The organism is Aeromonas sp. R2-4 (assembly GCF_040908365.1).
Lineage (GTDB): Bacteria > Pseudomonadota > Gammaproteobacteria > Enterobacterales > Aeromonadaceae > Aeromonas > Aeromonas veronii.
The window spans coordinates 25927-51840 of the sequence record NZ_JBFODO010000031.1; the positions used below are offsets into that span (position 1 = coordinate 25927).

At 58.4% G+C, this 25914-nt stretch carries 25 protein-coding genes and 2 tRNA genes; 13 read left to right on the forward strand and 14 right to left on the reverse strand.

What is annotated here, in order from left to right; all coding sequences use genetic code 11:
- The first annotated feature begins 28 nt into the window (after positions 1–28).
- From trpB to AB5Z05_RS13295, 4 genes are all read left to right on the forward strand, one after another.
- Positions 29–1222 (forward strand): tryptophan synthase subunit beta, encoded by a 1194-nt coding sequence (trpB, locus tag AB5Z05_RS13280; RefSeq protein ID WP_019445646.1) that lies wholly within the window; start codon positions 29–31, stop codon positions 1220–1222.
- A complete protein-coding gene (gene trpA, locus AB5Z05_RS13285; protein ID WP_042032437.1) occupies positions 1219–2025 on the forward strand; it encodes a tryptophan synthase subunit alpha in 807 nt (268 codons plus the stop codon). Before trpB ends, trpA begins: the two co-directional genes overlap by 4 nt.
- A 1109-nt stretch (positions 2026–3134) precedes the next feature.
- On the forward strand, positions 3135–3749 hold the full coding sequence (locus AB5Z05_RS13290; RefSeq protein WP_368151834.1) for a Shedu anti-phage system protein SduA domain-containing protein: 615 nt from the start codon (positions 3135–3137) through the stop codon (positions 3747–3749).
- 127 nt (positions 3750–3876) lie between these two features.
- Positions 3877–4788, forward strand: a complete 912-nt coding sequence (locus AB5Z05_RS13295; RefSeq protein ID WP_368151836.1) for an HNH endonuclease — start codon at positions 3877–3879, stop codon at positions 4786–4788.
- Positions 4789–4882: 94 nt separating this feature from the next.
- Here the strand turns inward: AB5Z05_RS13295 and AB5Z05_RS13300 are convergent, their stop codons facing one another.
- Positions 4883–5455 carry a metal-dependent hydrolase gene (locus AB5Z05_RS13300; RefSeq protein WP_368151838.1) on the reverse strand — a complete coding sequence of 191 codons (573 nt, stop codon included), beginning with the start codon at positions 5453–5455 and terminating at the stop codon, positions 4883–4885.
- 345 nt (positions 5456–5800) lie between these two features.
- Here AB5Z05_RS13300 and AB5Z05_RS13305 point away from each other — a divergent pair, with 345 nt between their 5' ends.
- Positions 5801–6577 carry a BPL-N domain-containing protein gene (locus AB5Z05_RS13305; RefSeq protein ID WP_368151840.1) on the forward strand — a complete coding sequence of 259 codons (777 nt, stop codon included), beginning with the start codon at positions 5801–5803 and terminating at the stop codon, positions 6575–6577.
- Positions 6578–6759: 182 nt separating this feature from the next.
- Here the strand turns inward: AB5Z05_RS13305 and AB5Z05_RS13310 are convergent, their stop codons facing one another.
- Complete coding sequence (locus tag AB5Z05_RS13310; protein WP_368151841.1) at positions 6760–6909, reverse strand: hypothetical protein; 150 nt, start codon at positions 6907–6909, stop codon at positions 6760–6762.
- A 443-nt stretch (positions 6910–7352) separates the two neighbouring features.
- Between AB5Z05_RS13310 and AB5Z05_RS13315 the strand changes: the two genes are divergently transcribed.
- Complete coding sequence (locus tag AB5Z05_RS13315) at positions 7353–9452, forward strand: hypothetical protein (protein ID WP_368151843.1); 2100 nt, start codon at positions 7353–7355, stop codon at positions 9450–9452.
- Between the two features lie 77 nt (positions 9453–9529).
- On the opposite strand, the gene AB5Z05_RS13320 is transcribed toward AB5Z05_RS13315, so the two are convergent.
- The 7 genes from AB5Z05_RS13320 to AB5Z05_RS13350 form a co-directional block, all read right to left on the reverse strand.
- Positions 9530–10738: a NupC/NupG family nucleoside CNT transporter gene (locus AB5Z05_RS13320; RefSeq protein WP_021230483.1), complete on the reverse strand. Its 1209-nt coding sequence runs from the start codon at positions 10736–10738 to the stop codon at positions 9530–9532.
- A gap of 357 nt (positions 10739–11095) precedes the next feature.
- A complete protein-coding gene (gene arsC / locus AB5Z05_RS13325; protein ID WP_139493548.1) occupies positions 11096–11521 on the reverse strand; it encodes a glutaredoxin-dependent arsenate reductase in 426 nt (141 codons plus the stop codon).
- A gap of 75 nt (positions 11522–11596) precedes the next feature.
- Positions 11597–12661 (reverse strand): ACR3 family arsenite efflux transporter, encoded by a 1065-nt coding sequence (arsB, locus tag AB5Z05_RS13330; RefSeq protein WP_064341225.1) that lies wholly within the window; start codon positions 12659–12661, stop codon positions 11597–11599.
- A gap of 109 nt (positions 12662–12770) precedes the next feature.
- Positions 12771–14534 carry an arsenical pump-driving ATPase gene (gene arsA / locus AB5Z05_RS13335; protein ID WP_368151845.1) on the reverse strand — a complete coding sequence of 588 codons (1764 nt, stop codon included), beginning with the start codon at positions 14532–14534 and terminating at the stop codon, positions 12771–12773.
- Between the two features lie 27 nt (positions 14535–14561).
- The gene (gene arsD, locus AB5Z05_RS13340) at positions 14562–14930 is read right to left on the reverse strand and encodes an arsenite efflux transporter metallochaperone ArsD (protein WP_368151846.1); all 369 of its coding nucleotides are present in this window, start codon (positions 14928–14930) and stop codon (positions 14562–14564) included.
- 4 nt (positions 14931–14934) lie between these two features.
- Positions 14935–15303, reverse strand: a complete 369-nt coding sequence (locus AB5Z05_RS13345) for an ArsR/SmtB family transcription factor (RefSeq protein WP_368151848.1) — start codon at positions 15301–15303, stop codon at positions 14935–14937.
- 241 nt (positions 15304–15544) lie between these two features.
- Positions 15545–15943 (reverse strand): META domain-containing protein, encoded by a 399-nt coding sequence (locus tag AB5Z05_RS13350; protein WP_005359119.1) that lies wholly within the window; start codon positions 15941–15943, stop codon positions 15545–15547.
- Positions 15944–16100: 157 nt separating this feature from the next.
- Here AB5Z05_RS13350 and AB5Z05_RS13355 point away from each other — a divergent pair, with 157 nt between their 5' ends.
- Positions 16101–16580 (forward strand): hypothetical protein, encoded by a 480-nt coding sequence (locus AB5Z05_RS13355; RefSeq protein WP_005350173.1) that lies wholly within the window; start codon positions 16101–16103, stop codon positions 16578–16580.
- A gap of 1 nt (position 16581) precedes the next feature.
- Here the strand turns inward: AB5Z05_RS13355 and AB5Z05_RS13360 are convergent, their stop codons facing one another.
- Both AB5Z05_RS13360 and AB5Z05_RS13365 read right to left on the reverse strand, forming a co-directional pair.
- Positions 16582–17061 (reverse strand): putative 4-hydroxy-4-methyl-2-oxoglutarate aldolase, encoded by a 480-nt coding sequence (locus tag AB5Z05_RS13360; protein WP_043818759.1) that lies wholly within the window; start codon positions 17059–17061, stop codon positions 16582–16584.
- A gap of 42 nt (positions 17062–17103) precedes the next feature.
- Entirely contained in the window at positions 17104–17511 is a 408-nt protein-coding gene (locus AB5Z05_RS13365) for a DUF3293 domain-containing protein (protein WP_181269019.1), read from the reverse strand.
- A 396-nt stretch (positions 17512–17907) separates the two neighbouring features.
- On the opposite strand from AB5Z05_RS13365, the gene arcA reads away from it, so the two are divergent.
- Entirely contained in the window at positions 17908–18627 is a 720-nt protein-coding gene (gene arcA, locus AB5Z05_RS13370; protein ID WP_005338193.1) for a two-component system response regulator ArcA, read from the forward strand.
- A gap of 161 nt (positions 18628–18788) precedes the next feature.
- Here arcA and AB5Z05_RS13375 read toward each other — a convergent pair.
- Both AB5Z05_RS13375 and AB5Z05_RS13380 read right to left on the reverse strand, forming a co-directional pair.
- Positions 18789–18863: transfer RNA gene (locus AB5Z05_RS13375), tRNA-Gly, on the reverse strand.
- A gap of 15 nt (positions 18864–18878) precedes the next feature.
- A tRNA-Gly gene (locus AB5Z05_RS13380) sits at positions 18879–18952 on the reverse strand.
- 201 nt (positions 18953–19153) lie between these two features.
- Here AB5Z05_RS13380 and cydD point away from each other — a divergent pair.
- The 4 genes from cydD to AB5Z05_RS13400 all read left to right on the forward strand — a co-directional run bounded on the left by cydD (position 19154) and on the right by AB5Z05_RS13400 (position 23577).
- The gene (cydD, locus tag AB5Z05_RS13385; RefSeq protein WP_368151851.1) at positions 19154–20923 is read left to right on the forward strand and encodes a cysteine/glutathione ABC transporter permease/ATP-binding protein CydD; all 1770 of its coding nucleotides are present in this window, start codon (positions 19154–19156) and stop codon (positions 20921–20923) included.
- The gene (gene cydC / locus AB5Z05_RS13390) at positions 20916–22646 is read left to right on the forward strand and encodes a cysteine/glutathione ABC transporter ATP-binding protein/permease CydC (RefSeq protein WP_110302745.1); all 1731 of its coding nucleotides are present in this window, start codon (positions 20916–20918) and stop codon (positions 22644–22646) included. The genes cydD and cydC overlap by 8 nt, the downstream gene beginning before the upstream one ends.
- Positions 22647–22809: 163 nt before the next feature.
- On the forward strand, positions 22810–23181 hold the full coding sequence (gene rcsF, locus AB5Z05_RS13395; protein ID WP_368151853.1) for an Rcs stress response system protein RcsF: 372 nt from the start codon (positions 22810–22812) through the stop codon (positions 23179–23181).
- A gap of 9 nt (positions 23182–23190) precedes the next feature.
- Entirely contained in the window at positions 23191–23577 is a 387-nt protein-coding gene (locus AB5Z05_RS13400) for a DUF488 domain-containing protein (RefSeq protein WP_368151855.1), read from the forward strand.
- A 160-nt stretch (positions 23578–23737) separates the two neighbouring features.
- Here AB5Z05_RS13400 and AB5Z05_RS13405 read toward each other — a convergent pair whose 3' ends face one another.
- The gene (locus AB5Z05_RS13405; protein ID WP_368151857.1) at positions 23738–24736 is read right to left on the reverse strand and encodes an NAD-dependent epimerase/dehydratase family protein; all 999 of its coding nucleotides are present in this window, start codon (positions 24734–24736) and stop codon (positions 23738–23740) included.
- Between the two features lie 212 nt (positions 24737–24948).
- On the opposite strand from AB5Z05_RS13405, the gene tsaA reads away from it, so the two are divergent.
- A complete protein-coding gene (gene tsaA, locus AB5Z05_RS13410) occupies positions 24949–25653 on the forward strand; it encodes a tRNA (N6-threonylcarbamoyladenosine(37)-N6)-methyltransferase TrmO (RefSeq protein ID WP_368151859.1) in 705 nt (234 codons plus the stop codon).
- Positions 25654–25914 lie beyond the last annotated feature (261 nt).

Below are 25914 nucleotides of genomic sequence, written 5' to 3' on the forward strand. Positions count from 1 at the left end.
TCGATTTAGCTAATACAAGGAAGAAGCCATGACCCTGCTCAACCCGTTTTTCGGTGAATTTGGCGGTATGTATGTACCCCAAATCCTTATCCCGGCCCTGCTCCAGCTGGAGAAAGCCTTCGTCGATGCCAAGGATGACCCGGCCTTTATCGCCGAGTTTCAGACCCTGCTGACCGAGTATGCCGGTCGCCCTACTCCGCTCACCCTGACCCGCAACCTGACCAAGGGCACCAAGACCCGCCTCTATCTGAAGCGTGAAGACCTGCTGCACGGCGGTGCCCACAAGACCAACCAGGTGCTGGGTCAGGCGCTGCTGGCCAAGCGGATGGGCAAGAACGAGATCATCGCCGAGACCGGCGCCGGTCAGCACGGCGTCGCCACTGCGCTGGCCTGCGCTCTGCTCGGCCTCAAGTGCCGGGTCTATATGGGTGCCAAGGATTGCGAGCGCCAGAAGCCCAACGTATTTCGCATGAAGCTGATGGGCGCCACCGTTATCCCGGTGCACTCCGGCTCCAGCACCCTGAAAGATGCCTGCAACGAGGCGCTGCGCGACTGGGCCGCCAACTACGAGTCGGCCCACTACCTGCTCGGCACCGCGGCCGGCCCCCACCCCTTCCCCACTATCGTGCGGGAGTTCCAGAAGATGATCGGCGAAGAGGCCAAGGCCCAGTGCTTCGAGAAGGAAGAGCGGCTGCCCGATGCGGTGATCGCCTGCGTCGGCGGCGGGTCGAACGCCATCGGCATGTTTGCCGACTTTATCGATGAGCCGTCGGTGCGCCTCATCGGCGTCGAGCCGGGTGGTCACGGTATCGAGAGTGGCGAGCACGGTGCGCCACTGGGTCACGGCAGCAAGGGGGTCTTCTTTGGCATGCACTCCTACCTGATGCAGGACAATCAGGGCCAGATTCAGGAGTCCTACTCTGTCTCGGCAGGGCTGGATTTCCCCTCCGTCGGCCCGCAGCACGCCCACCTGGCCGCCATCGGCCGCGCCGAGTACCCCTCGGTGACCGACAAGGAGGCGCTGGACGCCTTCCAGGAGCTGGCCAAATCCGAAGGCATCATACCGGCGCTGGAGTCCTCCCACGCGCTGGCCCACGCCCTCAAAATGGCCCGCAGTGAACCGGAAAAAGAGCAGGTGCTTATCGTCAACCTCTCCGGCCGTGGCGACAAAGATATCTTCACCGTTGCCGACATTTTCGAGAAAGAAGGAACCTTGTCATGAACCGTTACGCACAACTCTTCTCCCGTCTGGACGCGGCCAATCAGGGCGCTTTTGTGCCGTTCGTGATGCTGGGTGACCCCACCCCCGAATTGTCGCTAGCCATCGTCGATGCGCTGGTCGCAGGGGGCGCCGATGCCCTCGAACTCGGCATTCCCTTCTCCGATCCGGTAGCGGACGGCCCCACCATTCAGGGCGCCGCTCTGCGCGCCTTTGCCAGCCACACCACCCCGGACGACTGCTTCGAGCTGCTTGGCCGCATCCGCGCCAAGTACCCGCAGCTGCCCATTGGCCTGCTGGTCTACGCCAACCTGGTCTATGTGCGCAAGATTGATGGCTTCTACGAGAAGTGCCAGCAGGCAGGCGTGGATTCAGTGCTGGTGGCCGATGTGCCGGTACAGATGTGCGCCCCCTACAAGGCAGCCGCCGACAAGTTCGGTATCGACAGCATCTTTATCGCCCCACCCAATGGCGACGCCGAGACCCTGAAACAGGTGGCGGAGCTCGGCAATGGCTACACCTATCTGGTGAGCCGTGCTGGTGTCACCGGTGCCGAGACCAAGGCAGGCATGCCGGTGGAGGGGCTGATCAATACCCTGCGCGAGTTCAACGCCCCCCCCGCCCTGCTCGGCTTTGGCATCAGCGAACCGGCTCAGGTGCGTGAAGCGATCGCCGCTGGCGCCGCCGGTGCCATCTCCGGCTCCGCCGTGGTGAAGATCATCGAAACCCACCACCAGAACCCGGAACATATGCTGACTCGTCTGAAAGAGTTTGTGGAAGGGATGAAGGCTGCAACCAATAGATAAGGGGCGGCATTAGTCAAACGCCATTGACCGTGAGTGCAGAAAGGGAGCCTGACCGGCTCCCTTTCTATTTCCTGCTTGTTGCCGCTCCCAGCGTCTTTGTCCCCTCTCCCCTTGGGAGAGGGTTAGGGTGAGGGAACCCATAATCCCCCGGAGTTATCGAATCGTAGGTTCGAATAGCGAAGCGTATTCGGACGTTCGCGGATTGAATGTGATGGCGCGGCTTCACCGCGCAAGACGCGAGTGCTTCGCCCTCGACAAGGTTTCGCCCGCCTTCGGCGGGTTTCCTCGCCTCACTCTCTGGGTCAGGTGGAACGCTGCAGATGGTACATACCTGTACCAACTGGGCTGCGCCGTCATCCCTGACGGCGATCCTGACCCATTGAGCTCGACTCGGTGGCTTGAAGGGGGAGCAACACCGTGCCCGCCCAGAGCTCCGCCTAACCACAGACATGCACCCTCTCCCTTTGGGAGAGGGTTGGGATGAGGGGGGGGGGTCGCACTTCTGCTCACCCAACAGCCCACTTAAAACAGCAGTTGCTCACTAATTGGTTGAACCAGCTCAGGTTTCTATCAACTTCCTCTTTCCATGTCTCAATCCGGCCCCTTAAAATGGCAATCAACAATCCATCTCTAGGGAGAGCACCATGACAGCGATTGTTGCTTTCTCGCAGGTTAAAAGCAGCAAACTGGGAGCTGTCACTCAGGGGCGGTAGCGTGGTTTTTTGTAGGTTGACGCAGCGTGTAGCGAAGCCCAACAGGCGAGCATTATTGCGCCAACCAGAACAGAGTAAACAAGGATGTGGCAGATCCGTAAAACGGAATTACCGATATATTTTGCGGTAAACATTGGGATTCACGCCATTCTGTACCAACTTACAGTTTTAACCCAACATACGAAATAAGAGCATATTAACAATAACGTTGACTCCCTTTATCAATTAAAATACCTGACTAAGTATTATGTACACAGATACACAACTATATGTGTCAACAGCACTATAAATATGTATGGTTTTATTCATCGCACTCAAAATAATATAGAGTGCTTTTTATTCGGCTGCAAAAATGTTAACCCTAAGTACAATGTAAACCTAAATGGGAGTGACTCATTGAACGAATTAATAAAGCTTGTTGATCAAGAACCTCTAGAGCAAACTGTACAAGAGTATCTTGAAGACAACCCATCAGCAATTTGCGGTGCAAAATATGTAATGGGGAATGGTATTATTTCAAAATTACCCCTTGGCAATAATTACATTACTGACTTTGCTTATATAAATCCTCAATCAGGCTATACATTCCTACATCTTATCGAGATTGAAAAACCAGGGAAGTCAATATTCACAAAAAATGATGAATTTACTCAGGAATTTAAGCAGGCCCTTCAACAGGTTCAAGACTGGCTTCAATGGTGCTCTATTAACCACCCGTACATAAGGGATTTATTCGAGCCTCTGAGGGAAATGTTCGATGAATCTGTATGGCTTTATAATGTTCGTGCACTATTAATTTATGGTAGACAATCAGAAATAAATAATGCTCGCAGAAAGGATAGGTGGAGCCAACAAAAAACAAACAACCCCTTCATAGAAATAAGAACATATGATGGATTTGCTAGGGAAATGAATCATTTTTTGCCGCCTAATAATAATTTTGTAGATATGATTAACACATACCATTATGTTCAAAGATCTTTTAAGCTAAAAAAAAGAGCTAAAAGATGAGCTAAAGAAACCGATCGATTTTACGCTGATTTTTAAACGATATAGTTTATAGATATACAGTTGTTTTAATGATGTCGGGCACTACGTACTACCGCTTGAAGCGTTAGCTATAATACAGGGAAGCGCAATGAATGTATTTGTAGTAAGATTAAATCCAGATACCAGAGGTTCGCTCCCGTATACGGAGCACCCAACAATCGAAGAATATAAAAGCATTCACGATTCTTCGCCGATGAACGGGTTTCATGAAGCTATTAATTTTAAAAGTGAAAATGGAGTTATTCGAGGTTACCTGCCACCTAAACATCTGGCGTCTATGCGTGATGGTGAACCGTTCACATTAATAACCATTACTGCAAAGACAGCTAAAGAGGGTGGCGATTTTATAGTGGGAATTCAGGGCGGATGTAAATATGCAGGTGAAACACCTCGAATCGGGGCTGGAAAAATTAAGGAACTTAATTTGGTTTGGCACTACACATGCCCTGAAACCTTATCACTTCTTATAGATGAGCCAATACCTGATGCTAGAGGTATTGTTTTGGGCAGCAACGGTACTTGGGTAAGAGGACCTACGTTCAAGCCTGACAGTACTGCCACAACAAGAATTCTTAATAAGATTACATCTGGATTAAAGACAGAAACTAGCAAGAATAAGTTTAAGACTATAAAAAGCCTAATTAACGGGAAAAGCGTCTATATACCAGATGAGTTGGAAACTGACTCATCATTTGATGACGAAGTAAAAAAAGCGCTCAACTCAGAGCTAGACCATGTAAAAGGCAATAAAACGCCATCTCAAAAAGAAGTCAGGTCATTTCAATATGAGAGAGACCCCAAAGTTGTCGCTTATATTTTAAAGAAAGCAAATGGCATATGTTACGATTGTAAATATAAGGGGCCTTTTATATCAAAAACAACAGGTCTTCCTTATTTGGAAGTGCACCACATCAAAATGCTGAAGGATGGGGGTGAAGATACAGTTAAAAATGCTGTTGCACTTTGTCCAAATTGCCACAGGAAGCGGCATTACGGCTAACAAAGTAAAAATCAGGACACTCATCTTTCTGGGAAAAACGTTGCACAGCCAGAATAGAAGGGTGTCCAGTTTTTATTTTTTACTCAACCACGATTTATCCAACAACCCTTTCCACTTCCACAACTATCTCCCTCTGCCTCCCTCTGCCCCACACCCGCCATCCCATCAACACCAACATCAATACAACCCCCGGCAGCCAGACCCAGTAGAGCTCGGAGAGGATCACCGCCTCACCTCGGGCGGTGAGATAGGCCTCCAGCTTGAAGGGGGCAACCCGGATCACCTGCCAGGGGGCAAAGAAGCGCTCGTCACGCCACGGCCAAAGCCAGCCCACCCCCTTGCCGCCGGTGGTGAGGGAATCGAGCAGGCTATGGGAGAGCAGAGAGACCAGCAGAAACGACCAGACGGTGGCGGCGCCTGCCCGAAATTGGCGGTGAAACAGCATGGCCAGCGTGGGCAGGGCAAAGGCGAACAGCAGTGAGTGGGTAAAGCCACGGTGGCCAAAGACATGGCCGTAGGCGACCCCCAGTTTAAAGGCGAGCACATCGGCATCGGGCAGCATGGCGATGGCGACCCCCGCCAGCAGCAGGCGCGGCGGGATAATGCGGCTGCCAAGCCCGAGTCCAAGGCAGAGAGGGACGGCGGCGTGGGTGACGATGGTGGGCATAGAGTAAAGCTCCAACTGAAAACGTGAGCCTACCCTACCCCCGTTCGGTGAAGTGAAGGTGAAGTGCACTTTCTTTTGTTGTTGGGTATCCCCCTCGAATTCTTAGCCATCAGCCATAAGAGGCGTCTCTCAGGAAGTGATGAAACGGCTGTTGCACGCCCCCTAAGCCGGGGCCGAGCTTCTGTCGTTTGTCCCTTCTGCATTGGCTCGTTCGTTGTGTGTCGAACGCAGGCCCAATCAGCGTTGGCGCGTTAACTTGAAATGTTCATTTAACAGCGGCTGACATGCAGAACGGGATCGTGATAAGTAGTCTCTTCGGTTCACATCACAGGGACAGTGGCAGCGATGAATGTACCAAAAAGCGTCATGCGGATTGCGAGCGTTATCAGCCTTTGGTTAATGACAGGGTGCATGGCAGAGGCCGCCTCTGCGCTGCCGCAGCAAGAGCCATACGCGCTGATCTATAACGGGCCGGTTTCTGATGGGGATAGCACCAAGGCGATTGCGGATGTGGTCAAGCAGGTGGGCTTGCCAGTCAGGTATCTCTCCAATATCGGGGAGCTGCCAGCAGAGCTCGATAATGCCAGGGTGTTTATCGTTGGCGGCACTGAGGACGATGTTGAGCCGCTCCTCAACGCCTTCACCGCGGACGCTCGTTCGGCGTTAAAAACCTATTTGCTAAGCGGTGGCCGCTACCTCGGGATCTGTGGGGGTGCCTTTGTGGCATCCACCGGCTGGTCTGAAGAAGAGGGCTTTGTGCCAGCGCTGGGCCTTGTCCCTGCCACATCCGATGATTATGACGGCGACTTTAGCGCCAGGATCTTCCCGATCAACTGGCTTGGTGAAGAGCGCCAGATGTATTACCAGGCCGGCCCGCAATTTATGCCGGTGCCAAACCCCGAGCAGCTCAAGGTCATCGCCCATTTTCAAAACCATCAGATTGCCGCGCTGATCAGCTCATACGGCAAAGGCAAGGTGGCCGTTTCCGGGCCACACCCCGAAGCCCCCGAATCGTGGAAAGAGAATGCGGTGGATGGCGACAAGATGGAGTCGAATATTCATCTGGCTGCAGGACTCGTTAACGAGTTGCTCTCCGAAAAGCCCGTCACCCATTCGAAGTAGTCGCGTCCCTACGCCCTGGATTTGATCCGATTGCTCGGTCCGAAAGTGAGGGCAGCCAATCGGCCGCAATCCATAAAAAAAAACCACCGACCTGCAAAAGGTCGGTGGTTTTTTATCGGTGGTAGATAACGGGTAGCCGATACGAAGCGTTCGCTACCTCAACTTTCACCCGGGAGCGAGCACTACTCTTCCTGCTCCTCCGGTTGTCTCTCCTCACCCCGTATCTGTAGCAGCTCCTCGATCCTGGCTTGCCACTTGTCGTGGGCCTGTTTGCGCTCCTGCTGCATAAATGCTTCTCGCATGGTGTCGATTTTCTGGTCAAGTGTTTCCATCAGAGTGTCTCCTTGTGTGACCGCGTAAAGACTGGCTGACGGCGCGTTGGCCAACCTGCTCCCCTAATCTGACACCGCTAATGCCGTTACTGCCCAATCAAATAATCGATTGGAAGTGCTAAAACCAATCTAAGAATTCTTTTTCATGTATGCGCCACCACGCCAGTGCAAGGGAAACAGTCCGCTCAGAGCGGGATGATCCGGCACGGGGTCAACACGTTGTTGAGTCTGTTCGTCCCCCTTTTCAGGAAAATGGGGCACCGTCACCCAATCCGTCCGTTGAGGAGTACCGGCTGATTTCCGGGGTGTTGTTGTGCCCATGATCACACAGTAACAACTCTCACCCTCCGCTCACCGCGCCCCCGCTTTTTATCATCTAGAGTTAGCGGGCAGTGCAAAGCTGCTGATTTATATACATTCGCCGCCAAGAGGGATCTTTTTTCATGACCGAGCATATCGATCTGCTACCTATCAGCACGGATGATGAGCAGGACGCAGGTAACCGTTACCTCTACTACACCGAAGGGGATCTGGCCCGCATTCTTGCCAATCTGGAACAGCTGCGCCACGCGGTGTTTCCGGCCGCCATCGGAGAGAGTGAAACGGGCGCCGCCGTGCCCCACAACTTTCCGTCCGTCTGTCTGGTGGGGCTGGGACGCTGCGGCTCCAACATCGCGCAGGATGTGGCCTCGCTGGTCTACAACGCCCGCAGCTTTTATCTCAATGAATTCAACAGTGAAGAACAACGCAAGCGGGAGAAGGAGTTTGGTCCGGTAAGCTGGATCCGGCGCAATCTGCGGCTGCCAAACAACGGGGCTCGACCGGTCTTTCTGATCGAGCCCATGGTGATGCTGGGGGATCTGGACAAGGACATCGATGGCCGCATCCGCCACTCCAATCGCAGCGGCGAAGGTGGCTCCTTGCGTGACTACGCCAAGATGCGGGTGATGGACTTGTCGGAGATCCATGCGGGAGGCGCGGGTAACGCCCCCATCCTTGGCCAGTATCTGGCCAAGATCATCCTCAACAAAAGCCCCCACTACTTCGCCAACTCCGAGTGGCAGGCCATTCATACCTATCTGGTGGACTCCTGCGGCATCAAGGCCAACCAGTCCCGCCTCTATTTCTACATCTTCAGTGCCGGGGGCGGCACCGGCTCCGGCATGGCCTCCGAGTTCGGGCTGGCCCAACAGTACTCCTACATGAGCAAGACCTTTTCACCCCCGTCAGAAGAGGAGGAGCATCTCTCCCTCGGGGAGCACTTCATGTTCGATCCCATCTTCACCAGCGGCATCTGCATCCTGCCCAATATCTGTGATCGGGGTATCGAGATCTCGGAAGCGCTGCACATCAACGCGGGGCGTTTGCTGTGCAAGTATCTGGCCGAGGAGTGGGACTTCTCCTATCACTTCGACAACGAGCAGGCGTGCGATGCCAGCATGCTCAAGCGGATCAGGCCCTGGAATGCCATGATGCTGATCTCCAACGACATCATGCGCTACGCCGAAGAGAGCGACGATGGCGAGATCCAGCATGTTGATGTCAACACCATGGAGAAGTACGCCAACCAGTACATCTCCCAGCAGATCTTCAACATTCTTACCGCTCAGGCCGTCACCACCGACTACGACGAGAACTACTTTCGCCGGGCGGGCATCGACATCAGCGAGACCATTCGGCTCGATGCCAACGACCTCTTTATGAGTCTGGCGGGGCCGGTGGCGGTGGCGTATGCCGAGTCCATCTCGCCCCCCAGCGGCCTGTTTGACAAGGAGGACGGGCTCAATGTGGACGATCTCTTCACCCGTTCCATCGAGCTGCCCCACTTCAACAAGATGACCCAGGCCATCGAGGGGATCAGTCTGCTGCCCATCGAGGCGGGCAACTATCGGGAGTATCTGGACGACTATGTGAAAAGTGGCCATGACCCGGCCCACCTCAACGAGCTGCACTTCTTCAAGAACTGCTCATCGGTGGTGTCGATCATCTCCCTGCCCAAGGAGTACAAGCTCTCCTATATGGATCTCAACCGGCTCAAGTCTCACCTCAACGGACTCTTCCCCAATACCACCCTCAAGCGCTATGCGCTGGTCATTGGAGCGTCGGCCAACATCTCTCTCACCACCCTGATCGTCAAGAGCCCCTGCCTGAGCGATGACTTCCTGACCCTGATCGTGGCCTTTATCAAGCGCTGCTTTGCCAAGGATCACTATCGCTTCGATGAGCATCTGGACAAGGCGGTGATCGAGATGATCTGCAATGAGGAGTGGAACGATGCGCTGCTCGACAGCATGCTCAACGAGTTCGAGAACCCGGCCAAGATCCTCGATACCAACTGGTACGCCATCAAGCCCATGTATGAGAAGAAATATCGGGAGCTTATCCGCGAGAAGGAGAAGTTCGTCTCCATCAACGATATTCGCCTCAGCCGCGAATCGGTGAAAAAGGCGCTGCTCTATCTGCGGGAGATCTATCGTCACCGGGTCAGCAAGACCCGGATCCTCTCCCTCAACCCACGGCTGGGGGAAGCGAACACTCGCTAGCACCCTGCCCATAAAACAAAGCGCCCGCCCCAGATGGGGCGGGCGCTTTTTTACTGGCGCAGCCTCGTTTTATCTCATCAGAGGGAGACAAAGATCCCGGCCAGGGTGGCGCTCATCAGGTTGGCCAGGGTCGCCGCCAGCACCGCCTTGAAGCCCATATTGGCCACATCGTGGCGGCGCTCCGGCGCCATGGTGCCGATGGAGCCAAGCTGCACCGCAATGGAGCCCAGATTGGCAAAACCACAGAGGGCGAAGGTGATGATGATCTGGGTGTGTGCGCTCAGATCTGCCTTGATATTGGCAAAGTCCAGATAGGCGACGAACTCGTTCATGATCACCTTCTGACCAATCAGGGATCCTGCCGCCATCATCTCGCTGGCGGGCACACCAATCAGCCAGGCCACCGGGGCAAACAGATAGCCAAGCAGCTGCTGCAAGGAGAGATCGGCCCAGCCGAACCACTCGCCGACGGTGGTGAGACCGGCGTTGATCATGGTGATGACGCTGACAAAGGCCAGCAGGATAGTACCGATGGCCACGGCGATCTTCATGCCGCCCATGGCGCCGCCCGCCAGTGCGTCGATGGCGTTGCTGTAGTCGCTCTTGTCGAGGGTGATCTCGGTCTGATCGCTCACCTGCTGCTGCTCCGGCACCAGCAGTTTGGCCATCAGCAGGCCACCCGGCGCCGCCATAAAGGAGGCGGCAATGAGGTATTTCAGATCCACACCCAGACCGGCGTAACCGCCCAGCACCGAGCCCGCTACCGAAGCCATGCCGCAGGTCATCACCGCAAAGAGTTCGGAGCGGGTCATACCGGCGAGGAAGGGACGAATAAGCAGCGGCGACTCCCCTTGCGACAGGAAGATGTTGCCGGTGGCCACCAGGGATTCGGCGCGGCTGGTGCCGAGCAGGCGATGAATAGCACCGCCCAGTACCCGGATCACCCACTGCATGATGCCGAAGTGGTAAAGCACGGCGATCAGCGCGCTGATAAAGATCACCAGCGGCAGCACCCGCACGGCGAAGATAAAGCCGTTGCTGGCGAGATCGCCAAACACGAAACGGATACCGCTGTCGGCAAAGCCGAGCAGGGCGGAGACGCCATTACTCATGGCACCGAGCATGATTTGTCCGGGGGGGAAGTAGAGCACCAGAGCAGCAAAACCGGTTTGCAGGGCGAGCGCCCCCAGCACGGTTCGCCAGCGGATGGCTCGGCGGTTTTCACTCGCCAGCCAAGCGATAAACATCAGGGCCAGCATACCGACCAGACTCAATAACAGTGTCATCTTGCACCTATGAAGAGAGGAGTTTCATATGGCAAGTCTGCAGACAGGCGTCGCGGGCGATCCGGCGGGAGAAGTGCCGACCCACGCGACACGCAGACCACAAACCTACAGGTTAGTGGCGGGTCCCATCCTGGGGTCATTCACGTTCCGGGTGACAGCATGTATCGGGTGACGCCAACGCCGTCGCAGGGGGAGATGCGGCGGGTGGCAGGTCGGGCGGCGATGGTACAGTGATCATCGTCACAGAAAAAGCGGTAAAACGATTGGCCGGAGTAACTTTTTCAACTTGTTCACACAACGAAACAGGGCCAGCGTGAAGCTGTCCCTGTTTCAATCCGTACTTGAGTACTCAGATGATTACTTGAGGCGCTTGCCGCTCGCATCCACCACCTGCTCGCCATCCTCCTTGGCGAAGGCCCCTTTTTGCTGATCGGGCAGAATATCGAGCACCACTTCCGACGGACGGCACAGTTTGGTGCCAAGCGGCGTGACCACGATGGGACGGTTGATGAGGATGGGGTGAGCCAGCATGGCATCGATCAGCGCATCATCGCTGAAACGATCCTCCGCCAACCCGAGCGCCTCGTAGGGTGGCACGTTCTTGCGCAGCAGATCCCGCACCGGCATGTCCATGGCGGCGATCAGCGCCACCAGCTGGTCGCGGGAGGGGGGCGTCTCCAGATAGTGGATGACTGTGGGCTCGACGCCGCTGTTGCGGATCAGCTCCAGGGTGTTACGGGAGGTACCACATTCCGGGTTGTGATAGATGGTGATTGCACTCATTTGCGTGTCTCTCATTAATCAAGTGAATAGAAAATGGATAGCATCAGTTCGCGGCCATCTGTTAGCGGCCATCAGTTAACGGCCCAGCCCCGCTTCGTACCAGGGTTTGCTGGCGTTAACCACCCGCACCACCAGCAGCATGACCGGCACCTCGATCAGCACCCCGACCACAGTGGCGAGCGCCGCGCCGGAGTGAAAGCCGAACAGGCTGATGGCGGCGGCCACCGCCAGCTCGAAGAAGTTGGAGGCGCCGATCAGGGCGGAAGGACAGGCAACCGAGTGCTTCTCCCCCACCTTGCGGTTGAGCCAGTAGGCGAGCCCTGAGTTGAACAGCACCTGGATCAGGATGGGCACCGCCAACAGGGCGATAACCAGCGGCTGCTCAATGATGGCGTTGCCCTGAAAGGCGAACAGCAGCACCAGAGTGAGCAGCAGGGCTGCCACCGACCAGGGCTGGATGCGGGTCATGACGCCGTCAAAATGGGCCTCTCCCTTTTTCAGCAAGGCCTTGCGCAGCAGTTGGGCGATGATGACCGGGATGACGATATAGAGCACCACAGAGGTAAGCAGGGTATCCCACGGCACTATGATGCTGGAGACCCCGAGCAGCAGCGCCACCAGCGGGGCGAAGGCAAACACCATGATAAGGTCGTTCACCGCCACCTGCGACAGGGTGAAGTAGGGATCGCCGTTGGTGAGGCGACTCCAGACAAACACCATGGCGGTGCAGGGGGCCGCCGCCAGCAGGATCAGCCCCGCGACGTAACTGTCGAGTTGATCCGCTGGCAGCCAGTCGGCAAACAGCACGCGGATAAAGAGCCAGCCGAGGAAGGCCATGGAGAAGGGTTTGACCAGCCAGTTGATAAAGAGGGTGACCCCAATCCCCTTGAGATGCCCCTTCACCTGATGCAGGGCGCCAAAGTCGATCTTGAGCAGCATGGGAATGATCATCACCCAGATCAGCAGCCCCACCGGCAGGTTGACCTTGGCCACCTCCATGGCGCCGATCGCCTTGAAGAGATCCGGCAACCCCTGCCCGAGCCCGATCCCCACCAGAATGCAGAGGGCGACCCAGGCGGTCAGATAACGTTCAAAAAAGCCGATGGCAGGCACGGCCTTGGCATCACATGTTGCAGACATCACAGCTCCCGATGCGGCGCAATTCCGCATCTTCTATTGGTTCAAAACACGGGTTTATAACAAGTAACGGCATATTCAAGCCGCCCCGGCTGCTGGCCGGGGCGGCGACTCAATGGTGCTGGCAGAGGCGGCCTAGGGCATCGGGCCCCACCGGCTCCTCGGCGAGCAGCGGCACCACGGCGTAGCGGCTGGCGTGTTGCTGCTCGACCGCCTCAATATGGGGCAACTGGCACTCGGCCCGCAGTTGCAGCAGCGGCGAGCTGACCGCGGCTTGCTGCAAGCTGTAGTTGATGAGCCAGCCCCAGGGCTCGATGCCCGCGCGGCGCAGATCGGATTGCAGATTGGCCGCCTCCTGCACTGGCGTGGGCTCGGGTAGGGTCACAATCAACACCTTGGTCTGTTTGGGATCCTGCAACTGCATCATGGGGGTGGTGAAGTGCAGCCCCTTGTTTCCCATCTGGCGAGCGATCTCCCTGTGGTAGGCGCCGGTGGCGTCGAGCAGCAGCAGGGTGTGGCCGGTAGGGGCTGTATCCATCACCACGAAGCGCTTGCCCGCCTCGCGAATGATGCGCGAGAAGGCCTGGAACACGGCGATCTCCTCGGTACAGGGGGAGCGCAAGTCCTCCTCCAGCAACGCCCGCCCCTGCTCGTCCAGGGCTGCTCCCTTGGTGGCCAGCACCTGGGCGCGGTAACGCTCGGTCTCGGCGTGGGGGTCGATGCGGCTCACCTCCAGATGGGGCAAGCTACCTGCCAGCGTCTCGCTCAGGTGCGCGGCGGGATCCGAGGTGGTGAGGTGCACCGGCAGGCCGCGGCTCGCCAGCTCCACCGCCACGGCGGCCGCCAGCGTGGTTTTGCCCACCCCGCCCTTGCCCATCAGCATGATGAGGCCGTGACCGTCGGCGGCCAGCTCGTCCACCAGCGAACTCAACTCGGGCTGGGCTTGCTTGGCTGTAGACTGTACTGTCGGAGATTGGGCGGTTGTTCCCTCTGATTGCAGCAACAGCCGCAAACTGTCGACCCCCACCAGATTGGTGGCCAGCAGCGGGATATGATCCTGCGCCAGCCCCTTTATCCCCTGCGGCATCTGTACAAGAGCCTGTTGCTCACGCTGCCAGAGCGCCATTGCCAGCGGATCTCCGGCAATGGCGCCTTCGGGGAAGAGGCCATTGATCACCAACTGCTGGTTTGCCAGGCCGATGGCCGCCAGCTCCTCATGGGTGCGGGCCACTTCCCGCAGGGTGGACTGCTGGGCGCGCGCCACCAGCACCAAGCGGGTGCGAGCAGCATCAGCCAGCGCGGCGACCGCCTCTGCATACTGGCTGCGCTGTTTCTCCAACCCCGCCAGCGGGCCCAGGCAGGAGGCATCCCCCTTGCCTTGCTCCAGAAATTCGCTCCAGGCGCCCGGCAGTTGCAGCAGCCGGATGGTGTGACCGGTTGGAGCCGTATCAAAGACGATGTGGTCATACTCGGCCAGCAGCGTTTGGTCAGTCAGCAGGGCGGTGAATTCGTCAAAGGCGGCGATCTCGGTGGTGCAGGCGCCGGAGAGCTGCTCCTCGATGCTGCGTACCACGCTCTCGGGCAACTTGCCGCGCACCGGCCCGACGATCCGCTCCCGATAAGCTTTGGCCGCCGCGGGGGGATCTATCTCCAGCGCCGACAAACCGGACACAGCGGCGATGGTGGTGACGCGATTGCCGATCTCGGTGGCAAACACCTGCCCCACGTTGGAGGCAGGATCTGTGCTCACCAGCAGCACCCGCTTGCCAATATCACACAGCGCTACCGCACTGGCGCAAGCCAGCGAGGTCTTGCCCACCCCGCCCTTGCCGGTGAAAAAGAGAAACGGCGGTGGATTGGTCAGAAAATGGTACATAGCCTCTCCCGAATGGTGCGTCACGACTCAGCAGCAACCGCTGCCAGAGCAGCAGCCGCCCTTGACGATCCCCTTGATGGCCGCTTGCGGCGCAGGCAGCCCGGCATAACGAGCCAACTCGCTGCGGCTCGGATAACGGCCGGTCAACACCACCTGTCCCTCCACCAGCACCAGCGGCAACCCCTCCTCCCCGGCGTGGGTCAGAAAAGCGCTGACGGCAGGTGTCTCGGCAAACTGCATCGGCTGCTGGGCCAGATTGAAACGCTCGATGGCCACCCCCTGCGCCTTGGCCCAGGCTAGGTCGGCTGCGAAGGTGACCAGTGCCTGATCAACCTCGGTGCCACAAACACCGCTGGAGCAGCAGAGGGCGGGATCAAAAATCTGAATGAAGGACATGGCATTACTCCTTGGTGCAGCAGGGCTGCGCAGGCAGAACATGGGGGGAGCAGGCTGACTCGGCGCGCATCACGCCGCACGCTTCGGGATGACCGGCGCAGCACTCCTCGGTGAGATAGGCGATCACATCCAGCATCAGGGGAATATTGGCGCGGTAGCGCAGAAAGCGCCCCTCCTGCTCCACCGACAGCAGACCGGTGTTGAGCATCGCCTTGAGGTGAAACGAGAGGGTGTTGGGGGCAATATCGAGTTCGCTGGCCAGTTCGCCCGCGACCCGCCCCTCCAACCCGCCCTTGACCAGCAGCCGCCATACATCGAGCCGGATGCCGGATGCCAGCGATTCAAAGACCTTGGTGGCCATCTCTTTGTTCATCTTCATTCCCCTTGGTGTGACCTTTCATTTCAACTATACAAGAATTATTGAAATGATCAAGATACGTACCGAAGCAAAGATACGAGGTTCTGGCATCAAAGCGGGCTGACTGGAGAATCGACGAGTGAACAACAATCGCGGATGACCACACAGGGTTCATCGCAGATAAACAGACGCCCTCCAGAAGGAGGGCGTGTATCAGACAGTCAGAGCTGTCGGGGCAATCAGACAAACGCGTGCCTTATTTGGCAGCAGGCACCGCGTTAAAGGTGAGCAGGGCCGCCTTGTTGGCATCGCTCAGAGTCAGCTGGTTGCCGTTGATGGAGTAGGTTGCCACCTTCTCCAGCTTTTGCAGGAACTCGGTCTCTTTGTTCATGGCGTCACCGATGCACATCATGCGAGTGGAGCCCATGGCGCCCAGCGTCAAGACACCGTCACCCTGTTTGGTGATACCGCCAAAATAGCGGTTGCAGCCGCCCTTGCCCGCCACCTTGCCGTCGACCACTTGCAGGGTAAAGGTATCGCCGGTAGCGCCTTGCAACTGCCAGCTGGATGCTTGCAGTTGAGCCATGCTGGAACCTGTTGCCATTGCGCAGCCTCCCAGTGCCAGCGCGGCCAGCAGAGTCAGTTTCTTGTTCATGGATTCACCTCTTAATGATTAGAGCCATCAATACGGCAGCCTGTTTATCATGGCTGGCGCCCATGCCAAAGGATTTTATTGTGATCTCCCTTCACTTTACTACCAGCTGGCATGTGCCATGCTTAGGCTCAGTTCCGGACCCAGGGAGGGGAAACGAATGGTCAAATCGCTCATCATCACACTGCTTGCAACCTGCGCCAGCATGGCTGTACAGGCCGCCGACTGGGCAGTGGTTCAGCCGCAATCCAACCCGTCTCTCTATGTCAAAAGTTACTCGGGTGTGCTGCTCAATGGCCATAGCCATCACAGCGACAGTTTTGATCTCTGGCTGGTCAATAGCGGCTATCAATATCCGGTGGTGGATGATGTGACCCTCTTTATGGAAGCGGGCCCGGCGGTGGCGGATCAGAATCGCACATCCGGTTTCAATATGAGTTCGGGGGTACGCTACCAGCTCTCTCCGGCATTCAATATCGGCAGCCAGATCAAGCATCTCGATCTCAACAAGGCCAGCACCCTGCTGGAGCTTAACTCCAGCCTGCTGCTGACCCCCAGACTCTCCCTCACCGCCAACTACGGCGTCAGCGCCATCACTGCCGATCAGGCACTGAGTCTGGGGGTCGGTTTCAACTTCTGAATCAGATCAGCGGCGTGGCACTCACCACCACGCCGTTGCGATCCGCATAGACGTAATCCCCTTCGTGGATGGTCACACCGGCAAAGCTGACCACGGCCCCCAGCTCTCCCAATCCTCGCTTCTCGGTCTTGACCGGACAGGCTGCCAGCGCCTTGACCCCGAGCGCCAGTGTCGCCAGAGTGCCCACATCCCGCGCCGCGCCGTGGATCAGGATCCCCTCCCACCCCTGCTCCACCGCCTTGACCGCCAGTTGATCGCCCAGCAGCGCACGGCGCAGCGAGCCGCCGCCATCGATCACCATCACCTTGCCGTGACCGGGGCGGGTCACCAGATCCCGCACCAGACTGTTGTCTTCATAACAGGAGAGCGTTACGGCGCGACCATAGAAGATGGCCTTGCCGCCAAAATCCTGAAACACCGGGTCGGCCACTTGCAGCAAGTCGCCATGTTGATCGCAGAGGTCGGGCAGGAGATCCAGCATGATTTGATTCCTTTCAGATACATGAAGGTGTTCATTCTTTCATCAGGCAAGGTTTCTGGCAATCCAGAAGGATTCAATATTGCCCAGACAAACTGCTGATTTATCCGTCAATACTGGCACCAGCCAGAGCTGGCGATCCTCCACCCAGTAGATGGCGTTCTGGCCAAAACGCGCAGCCAGCTGACGGGCTTGTGGCAGGGATAGCGCCACCGCCAGCGATGACTCCTGCCAGCGTTCGTCCGGGTCAGATCCCCAAAATGGCCCCACCACGGGCACGTGCAAATCCACGGTCAGATGGCGCCACAGCGCCCGTTCCCGCCGCATATTGCGTCGTTCTGTGACCCACTGGCTGGCCGGATTCCAGGCTGTGATGATGGCAAAGGCAGACCTGTCTGGTGGCTCAAATGGCGCGATAAAGCAAATTTTCTTGTAGTTTTCCCACAAATTCATGTCAATCACATGTTACATTCCATTACATTTTGTAGGGGCGAAAACACGGTTCAGGCCAAGTATGATGCAGCTGTACCAGGGTTTGACCTATATCAAATCAGAGTTAAAAAGTTGCTATCTGACGGCAAAGAGTGTTGTTATGCTCCTGTTAACTGATAAAATGCGGCCACTTTCGTAATGGACGACCTTTCCAGGCTCTGCTCGACCAGACTTGTCGGGAACCTATAAGTGGCACAGGGATACTTGCCGGTACTGATGCCTAATTCGCGATATTCCGACCTGACTCTCATACCCAGGATGACGTAATAAATTTTCAGGATCAGTCAGGAAATCGGTTTGAAACGCCAAAGAGTGTTAAATTTAAGATAATTAACTGATAAGAATCTGGGAATACTCATGCAAACACCACACATTCTGATCGTCGAAGACGAGCTGGTCACACGCAATACCCTGAAAAGCATTTTTGAAGCCGAAGGCTACATCGTGCTCGAAGCCAACAACGGCGACGAAATGCATCAAGCCCTCACTTCCCACACCATCAATCTGGTGATCATGGACATCAACCTGCCGGGCAAGAACGGCCTGCTGCTGGCCCGTGAACTGCGTGAGAACGACAACATCGCTCTGATGTTCCTGACCGGTCGTGACAACGAAGTGGACAAGATCCTGGGTCTGGAGATCGGCGCCGATGATTACATCACCAAGCCGTTCAACCCGCGCGAACTGACCATCCGTGCCCGCAACCTGCTGAGCCGCACCATGAACGTGGCAGCCGGTGGCGAAGAGAAGAAACTGGTTGAGCGCTACCTGTTCAACGGCTGGGCGCTGGATATCAACAGCCGCGCACTGGTCAGCCCGACTGGCGACATGTTCAAGCTGCCGCGCTCCGAGTTCCGCGCCATGCTGCACTTCTGCGAAAACCCGGGCCAGATCCAGACCCGTGCCGAGCTGCTGAAGAAGATGACCGGCCGTGAGCTCAAGCCCCACGACCGTACCGTCGATGTGACCATCCGTCGCATTCGCAAGCACTTCGAAAGCGTTAACGATACTCCGGAGATCATCGCCACCATCCACGGCGAAGGCTACCGTTTCTGTGGTGAGCTGGAGCAGGAATAAGCTCCCGCTATGCTGTTGATCTGAAAAGGCGCCTCAGGCGCCTTTTCTGTCTCTGCGGCTTGCCTTAAAGCTTAGAAATGGTGAGCGTGACGTCGAACGGCGCACAAGACAGATGAAAAACAAAAAGCCCACTCGCAGGAGTGGGCTTTTTGTTTTGAAGCTGGAGCGGGCAGCGGGAATCGAACCCGCATCATCAGCTTGGAAGGCTGAGGTAATAGCCATTATACGATGCCCGCCTGGCATCTGAAATTTGGAGCGGGTGATGGGAATCGAACCCACGTATGCAGCTTGGGAAGCTACCGTTCTACCATTGAACTACACCCGCGTCAGGGCTCCTACTATATGCATTTTGCCGCCGAGCGCAATGGCGCCTTTGCCACTTTTTTCAATAAATCAATCTGTTCGGACAAGGATTGAACAGACGGTTGCTTTTTCAATCAAACATTTTCAACACAGATAATTTACAAGGTTGCCAAGGCCAAACGGCAAGGATAGTCTTGCGCCACTCGACGCGAGGATGGTGGTAATGGATAAAAAAACGCAAAAACGTCTCTATGGCTGGTTGCGCAAGCAATCGAGTCACGGTCGCCGCTGGATCACGATATCCATCGCTTTTGGCCTTGGCCAGGGCATTCTTATGGTGGCGCAAGCCTGGCTGCTGGCGACCCTGTTGCACGGCTTTATCATCGAAGGCTCAACACCTGAGCAATCCATCACGCTCTTTATTACCCTGCTGCTGGTGACGCTTGGCAAGGCCGCTCTGGCCTATGGCCGCGAAGTGGCCAGTTTCAAGGCGGGCAGCGCGGTGCGCCAGACCATCCGCCAGCTGGTGCTCACTCGCTTGAGTCGCCTCGGTCCAGCCTATATCCAGCGCCGTCCGGCCGGTAGCTGGGCCAGCCTGTTGCTGGAACAGATTGAAAACATGCAGGATTTCTTCTCCCGCTATCTGCCGCAGATGGCCATCGCCGTCTTTATTCCGGTGGTCATTCTGGTGGCTGTATTCCCGGTCAACTGGGCGGCGGGCCTGATCCTGCTGGGCACTGCCCCCCTCATCCCCATCTTTATGATCCTGGTGGGTGTGGGCGCCGCCGATGCCAACCGCCGCAACTTTCAGGCGCTGGCCCGTCTCTCCGGCCATTTCCTCGATCGGCTGAAGGGGCTGCGCACCCTGCAACTCTTTATGCGTACCCAGGCTGAAGGTGACGCCATTCGCGACGCCTCGGAAGATTTTCGCGAGCGCACCATGGAAGTGCTGCGCCTGGCGTTTTTGAGCACCGCCGTGCTGGAGTTCTTCGCCGCCATCTCGGTAGCGCTGGTCGCAGTCTACTTCGGCTTCTCTTATATCGACCATCTGAACTTTGGTAGCTATGGGGTCAAGGTCACCCTCTTTACCGGCCTGTTCGTGCTGTTTCTCGCCCCCGAGTTCTACGCCCCGCTGCGAGAACTGGGTGCCCACTACCACGCCAAGGCGCAGGCTATCGGCGCTGCCGAGCAGCTGCTTGAATTCCTCGAAGCCGAGGTGAGCGAGCCGGCCGCAGGCACAGCGCCGTTCCATGCCGACAGCCCGGTCAAGGTAGAAGCCAAAGCCCTTGAAGTGCTGAGCGCCGAAGGCAAGGTGCTGGTCGGCCCCATCGACTTCACTTTGGAAGCCGGTTCGCGCACCGCCCTCATCGGCGTCAGCGGCGCAGGCAAGAGCTCGCTGGTCAACGCCCTGCTCGGCTTTGCTCCCTATCGTGGCGAGCTCAAGGTCAACGGGCAGGAGCTTGCCACCCTTGACATGAGCCAATGGCGCCTGCAACTGGGCTGGCTCTCGCAAAACCCGCAGCTGTTCCACGCCTCCTTGCGCGACAACCTGCTGCTGGCCAAGCCAACGGCCAGCGATGCCGAGCTGGAAGATGCCCTGAAACAGGCGCAGGCGTGGGAATTTGCCATGGAAAAGGGGCTCGACTATCCGGTCGGCGATCAGGCTGGCGGCCTCTCGGTCGGTCAGGCCCAGCGCCTCGCCCTGGCGCGCACCCTGCTCAAATCAACCCAGCTGATGGTGCTCGATGAACCGACCGCCAGTCTGGATCGCCACTCCGAACGCGCCATCATGACCACCCTTGAGCAGGCGATGGCTGGCCAGACCCTGCTGATGATCACCCACCGCCTCGACCAGCTTACCAAGATGGACAAGATAATGGTGCTGGCCCGCGGCCAGCTGGTGGAGCAAGGCAGCTTCCAACAATTGAGTCAGGCGGATGGGCCTTTTGCCCGCCTGCTCTCCCAACGTTCCGGAGGTTCTCTCGATGAGTGATCTGTTGCCGTTTCTGCGCCTCTATCGCCAACACTGGCTCAGCCTCACCATTGGTTTGCTGCTGGCGCTGGTGACCCTGGCCGCCGGCATGGGGCTGCTCTCCCTCTCCGGCTGGTTCCTCTCCGCCGCCGCCGTGGCGGGAATGACAGTTGCGACGACCCATGCCTTTAACTACATGACCCCCGCGGGCGGGGTGCGCTTCTTCTCCATCGTCCGCACAGCCGGTCGCTGGGGTGAGCGGGTAGTGAGCCACGACGCCACCTTCAGGGTACTGACCCGACTACGGGTCTGGTTCTGGCAGAAACTCTCGCCGCTCTCCACCGGTACTCTGGCCGGTTTCCGTCAGGCGGATCTGCTCAACCGGCTGGTGGCCGACATCGATGCGATGGACCACGTCTATCTGCGGCTGATCACCCCCATAGGCGCGGCCCTGCTCAGCACCGCCGGACTGGTCTTCTTCCTGTCGTTTTTCGACAGTCGCCTCGCCCTCACCCTGGGTGCCATTCTGCTGTTTGGCATGATTGCCCTGCCGCTGGTGTTCTACTTCCTCGGCCGTCGCCCCGGTCAGGCGCTGATTGCCGAAAAATCGACCCTGCGTACCCGGATGGTGGACTATCTGGATGGTCAGGCCGAGCTGCAGATGTTTGCCGCGGCTCCCAAGGCGCTGGTTGAGCTGCAACAGGCCGAACAGGCGCTGCTCGCCGCACAGGCCCGCATGGCCAAGGTGAGCGGGCTGGCCAACTTCTCGGTGCAACTGCTGAGCGGCTGGACCCTGACCCTGATGCTCTGGCTGGCCGGTCATGGGGTAGCGGGTGCGGCGCCCGACCCCATCACAGCACTGATGGTCTTTGCCACCCTGGCAAGCTTCGAGGCTCTGATGCCGCTGGCGGGGGCTTTCCAGCACCTCTCCACCAGCCTCACCTCGGCACGCCGCCTGAACGAGATCCTGCAAGAGGCAAAAGCCCCCGTGTGGGGCGACGAGCAGACCCACGCTACCGCTGGCGCGCTGCAGATCAATGACCTCTATTTTGGCTACCCCGGCAACCCCCAGCCGGTGCTGCGTGGCTGCACCCTGCAGCTGCACGCCGGTGAGAAGCTGGCGCTGCTGGGCCAGACCGGCTGCGGCAAATCGACCCTGATGGGGCTGCTGACCCGGGAGTGGAGCCCGCAGGCGGGCAAAATCCTGCTGGGTGGCAAGCCGCTGACCGACTACAGCGAAGGGGCGCTGCGCGCCTCCATCTCGGTGGTGAGCCAGCGGGTGCATCTGTTTGCCGATACCCTGCGGGGCAACCTCAAGCTGGCCGCCCCGACCGCCACTGACGAGCAGCTGGTCGAGGTGCTGACCCAGGTCGGACTGGCCAATCTGCTGGAAGATGAGGCGGGCCTCGACGCCTGGCTCGGTGACGGCGGCCGCCCCCTCTCCGGTGGTGAGCGTCGCCGTATCGGCATCGCCCGCGCCCTGCTGCACGATGCGCCGCTCTGGCTGCTCGATGAGCCGACCGAAGGGCTCGACAGTCAGACCGAGCGGGAGATCATGGATCTGCTGTTCAAGCTTGGGGCAGATCGCACCTTGCTGCTTATCTCCCACCGCCTGCTGGGGATGGAACAGATGGACCGGATTGCCCTGATGGAAGAGGGACAGATCCGCCTCTGCGCCCCTCACAACGAGCTGCTGGCGGATGATTACTACCGCAGCCTCTATCAGCGACTGGCTCCGGTTTGATATCAGGCTGATGGGGGTCACACCCCGACAACAGGGCGCAAAACGGGGCTGGTCGCCGCAGGCGGCTGGCCCCTATAATGTCCCCCTCATTATTCAACAAGATGCCGACATGGAGCGCCTGCGCATTTCTACTGTCCTCATCACCGACACAAGATACGAGACGATGAAACGCCTGATCCTGATGATGCCCCTGATTGCCTCCGGCTGTGCCAACTACGCCTTCAACAGCAATCTGGATAAAGAGAACTTCGACGAATACTTCAAACCCGGTAGCGTGCGCATCTATGAACAGGGTGAGCTGGCTGACCTCAACTACCTCTACCTCGGCACCATCGAGGGTGAATCCTGCCAGGCCGACGCCAACCAGCCGGTGCCCAACGCAGGTGAAGCGCGCACCCTGGCCCGCCGCCGCGCCGCCGACATGGGTGGCAACGGCGTCACCATCGACAAATGCGCCGAATTCAGCGACACCCCGGGCTGCCTGAAACAGGTGATCTGCTACGGGCAGGCGCTGAAAGTGGCCGAAGAGAAATAACTCGCTGTCATGGCCCTCGCTATCGTTCGCCTTGGCAGCCCGCGCCTGCCCGATGAGGGGCTGCGGATCGGCACGGTGCGCCGCCCGCCCCGCGGCATACCCAAAAGCGAATTTGCCAGCCAGCATTGGTACGATGTCTGGTTCCCCAACCTCGCCCCCAGCAGCGAGACCATGAAGCTGGGGCTGGCAGCCGAGACACCCGCCCAGTGGGCGGCGTTTGGCAAACAGTACAAGGCCGAGATGGCGCAACCTGCCGCCAGACATGATCTGGCGCTGCTGGCTGCCCTCTCCCACACCACCAACCTCTCGGTCGGTTGCTACTGCGAGCAGGAGTCCTACTGCCATCGCACCATTTTGAAAGAGCTGCTGGTAGCCGCGGGGGCCGCCATCCGCTAACTCGGCGAGCGACAGCGCTACGATAGGAAATGGAGTCAGCCGATCTTAAGCCGTCATCAGGCATTTGATAGACAGAGAGGGCATCCCGCGGGATGCCCTCTCTCGTTATGTTCGCGCTATTGCAGCAATTTTCGACAGCAGCGGCTCGATGCACCCTCCCTTATTGCAGACTGGGCTCCAGCAACTGCTGCCGCAGCGAGGTCTCCTGTGCCTCAGTCATGGCATTCGCCGCTACCCCTGCGGCAGGCTCGATGGCCAGCCAGTGGGCAAGGTCGGCGGCGGTCTCCTCCAGTGGCCGGAAGTTCAACCCGTGGACGATGGCCGCCTCGGCGCTTATAGAGCCGTAACCGGCAAACTCCGCCTGCGCGCAGGGTAGCAGGGTGGGATAGCTCTGCCAGGGCTCGATTCCGGCTGCCATCAGGGTGGACCAGGGCAGCCACTCGGGCTGGATGGGGCGGGCGGGCTGCAACCGAGCGCTCAGCCGCTCCAGCCAGTCGCAGAGGGTAATGCCGGGCTTGAGCAAGTTGAATGTGCCCCCCAACTGCTGCTCGGCCGCGCGCAACACAAACTCGGCGCAGTCGCGCACATCGAGATACTGCAAGCGATCCTCGCCACTGCCCGGCAGCAACCAGAGCCCGCCCTGCTGCACCCGCTTAATCCACCAGGCCATGCGCCCGGTAGGATCATGGGGGCCGCACAGCACGCCCGGGCGCAGGATGCAGAGCCGCTCGCCCCAGCGGGCGCGATACTCCTGCTCGCACAACACCTTGAGGGGGCCATAGTCAGTGGGCATTTCCCCTTCTGGGATAGCATGCAGCGGCGCCGACTCATCCATCCCGGGCATTGAGAAATCGCGATAGACGCTGATGGTGGAGATAAAGATGAGCCGCGCGCAGCGCCCGAGTAAAGCTGCCGAGAGGCTCGCCGCCTGCTCGGGGCGATAGCAGCAGGTATCGATGACGAGATCCCACTGCAAACTGGCCCCTTGCAGGGCGATCAGGCTCTTGTCCCTGTCGCCGGTGAGCTGCACCAGATCGCGCCAGTCCGGATGCTGGTGCAGGCCACGGTTGAACAACGTCACTTCATGGCCCCAATTCAGCGCCAGCGCGGTGAGGTGGCGCCCCAAAAAGCCGGTGCCACCGATAATCAGCAGTTTCATCCCTCTCCCTCCCCCTTCGGCGCATGTGCGCATATTTCATCCTGACACGCCAATGCCTCCACCCTACGCAACTCGGCGTGCGGGCACAGCCCCCGACTGGCCGGGATGGGACAGGGATCACGGCAGCGCCGCAGAAATGGGCGTAATAAGGCCGAACCTGCGTTTTGGGGCCGCCTGTGCTAAATTGCCGGGGTTTTCAGTCAGGATCCGCCATGAAGTTCGAAATCGACACCCTCGGGATCATCCGCTCTCCCTACAAGGAGAAGTTCGCCATCCCCCGCCAGCCCGGACTGGTCAAATCGGCCCGCGCCCGCCTCGAGCTGCTCCCCCCTTACGATCAGCCGGATATGCTGCGCGGCATCGAGCAGTTCTCCCATCTGTGGCTCAGCTTCGTCTTTCACCAGACCATGGCGCAGGGCTGGCATCCGACGGTGCGTCCGCCGCGCCTTGGCGGCAACGAGCGGGTCGGCGTCTTTGCCACTCGCTCCACCTTCCGCCCAAATCCGCTAGGGCTCTCGGTGGTCGAGCTGCACGGGGTCGGCCGTGAACGGGGCAAGCTGTGGCTGGAGCTGGGGGCGGTGGATCTGCTCGATGGCACCCCCATCGTCGATATCAAGCCCTACATTCCCTATGCCGACAGCCTGCCGGATGCCCGTGGCGGCTTTGCCCCCGACGCCCCCACCCCGCCGCTGGCGGTGAGCTTCAGTGCCGCGGCCGAGCAACAACTACAACCCTGGCTCAAGGCTCACCCCGAGCTGCGCCAGCTGGTGAGCGAAGTGCTGGCGCAAGATCCGCGCCCCGCCTACAAGAAGGGCAAGCCGGATGAGAAGGAGTACGGGGTGCGGCTGTTTGACTGCAACGTCCGTTTTTGCATCAGCGAGCCGGATTGCGTGGTGCTGGCCATCGAGCCCGCCTGAACCTGGGCGGGCCGACATCACTGATGCTATTTCACGCCTTCTTCACGTCACAAGGGGCTTAATGAGCCTGTAAATTGTGTGGCATTGATCAGACTATCCACCCGGTTGCCAGTGATACCATGCAGACAGCAGAGGGCATCTCCTCTCTGACTGATGCCAGCAGCAGGCTATCGATGTATGGCAAGCATGGTAGCCCGGCTGTTGCCGCCAAAGGATCTGGCCTCGCTCCGACACGTTTGAGTGCGGGGATGCCACACGGAT

Coding starts and splice junctions, on each gene's coding strand:
- trpB (WP_019445646.1), top strand. CDS start 29: ATGACCCTGCTCAACCCGTTTTTCGGTGAATTTGGCGGTATGTATGTA.
- trpA (WP_042032437.1), top strand. CDS start 1,219: ATGAACCGTTACGCACAACTCTTCTCCCGTCTGGACGCGGCCAATCAG.
- AB5Z05_RS13295 (WP_368151836.1), top strand. CDS start 3,877: ATGAATGTATTTGTAGTAAGATTAAATCCAGATACCAGAGGTTCGCTC.
- AB5Z05_RS13300 (WP_368151838.1), bottom strand. CDS start 5,455: ATGCCCACCATCGTCACCCACGCCGCCGTCCCTCTCTGCCTTGGACTC.
- AB5Z05_RS13305 (WP_368151840.1), top strand. CDS start 5,801: ATGAATGTACCAAAAAGCGTCATGCGGATTGCGAGCGTTATCAGCCTT.
- AB5Z05_RS13310 (WP_368151841.1), bottom strand. CDS start 6,909: ATGGAAACACTTGACCAGAAAATCGACACCATGCGAGAAGCATTTATG.
- AB5Z05_RS13315 (WP_368151843.1), top strand. CDS start 7,353: ATGACCGAGCATATCGATCTGCTACCTATCAGCACGGATGATGAGCAG.
- AB5Z05_RS13320 (WP_021230483.1), bottom strand. CDS start 10,738: ATGACACTGTTATTGAGTCTGGTCGGTATGCTGGCCCTGATGTTTATC.
- arsC (WP_139493548.1), bottom strand. CDS start 11,521: ATGAGTGCAATCACCATCTATCACAACCCGGAATGTGGTACCTCCCGT.
- arsB (WP_064341225.1), bottom strand. CDS start 12,661: ATGTCTGCAACATGTGATGCCAAGGCCGTGCCTGCCATCGGCTTTTTT.
- arsA (WP_368151845.1), bottom strand. CDS start 14,534: ATGTACCATTTTCTGACCAATCCACCGCCGTTTCTCTTTTTCACCGGC.
- arsD (WP_368151846.1), bottom strand. CDS start 14,930: ATGTCCTTCATTCAGATTTTTGATCCCGCCCTCTGCTGCTCCAGCGGT.
- AB5Z05_RS13345 (WP_368151848.1), bottom strand. CDS start 15,303: ATGAACAAAGAGATGGCCACCAAGGTCTTTGAATCGCTGGCATCCGGC.
- AB5Z05_RS13350 (WP_005359119.1), bottom strand. CDS start 15,943: ATGAACAAGAAACTGACTCTGCTGGCCGCGCTGGCACTGGGAGGCTGC.
- AB5Z05_RS13355 (WP_005350173.1), top strand. CDS start 16,101: ATGGTCAAATCGCTCATCATCACACTGCTTGCAACCTGCGCCAGCATG.
- AB5Z05_RS13360 (WP_043818759.1), bottom strand. CDS start 17,061: ATGCTGGATCTCCTGCCCGACCTCTGCGATCAACATGGCGACTTGCTG.
- AB5Z05_RS13365 (WP_181269019.1), bottom strand. CDS start 17,511: ATGAATTTGTGGGAAAACTACAAGAAAATTTGCTTTATCGCGCCATTT.
- arcA (WP_005338193.1), top strand. CDS start 17,908: ATGCAAACACCACACATTCTGATCGTCGAAGACGAGCTGGTCACACGC.
- cydD (WP_368151851.1), top strand. CDS start 19,154: ATGGATAAAAAAACGCAAAAACGTCTCTATGGCTGGTTGCGCAAGCAA.
- cydC (WP_110302745.1), top strand. CDS start 20,916: ATGAGTGATCTGTTGCCGTTTCTGCGCCTCTATCGCCAACACTGGCTC.
- rcsF (WP_368151853.1), top strand. CDS start 22,810: ATGAAACGCCTGATCCTGATGATGCCCCTGATTGCCTCCGGCTGTGCC.
- AB5Z05_RS13400 (WP_368151855.1), top strand. CDS start 23,191: ATGGCCCTCGCTATCGTTCGCCTTGGCAGCCCGCGCCTGCCCGATGAG.
- AB5Z05_RS13405 (WP_368151857.1), bottom strand. CDS start 24,736: ATGAAACTGCTGATTATCGGTGGCACCGGCTTTTTGGGGCGCCACCTC.
- tsaA (WP_368151859.1), top strand. CDS start 24,949: ATGAAGTTCGAAATCGACACCCTCGGGATCATCCGCTCTCCCTACAAG.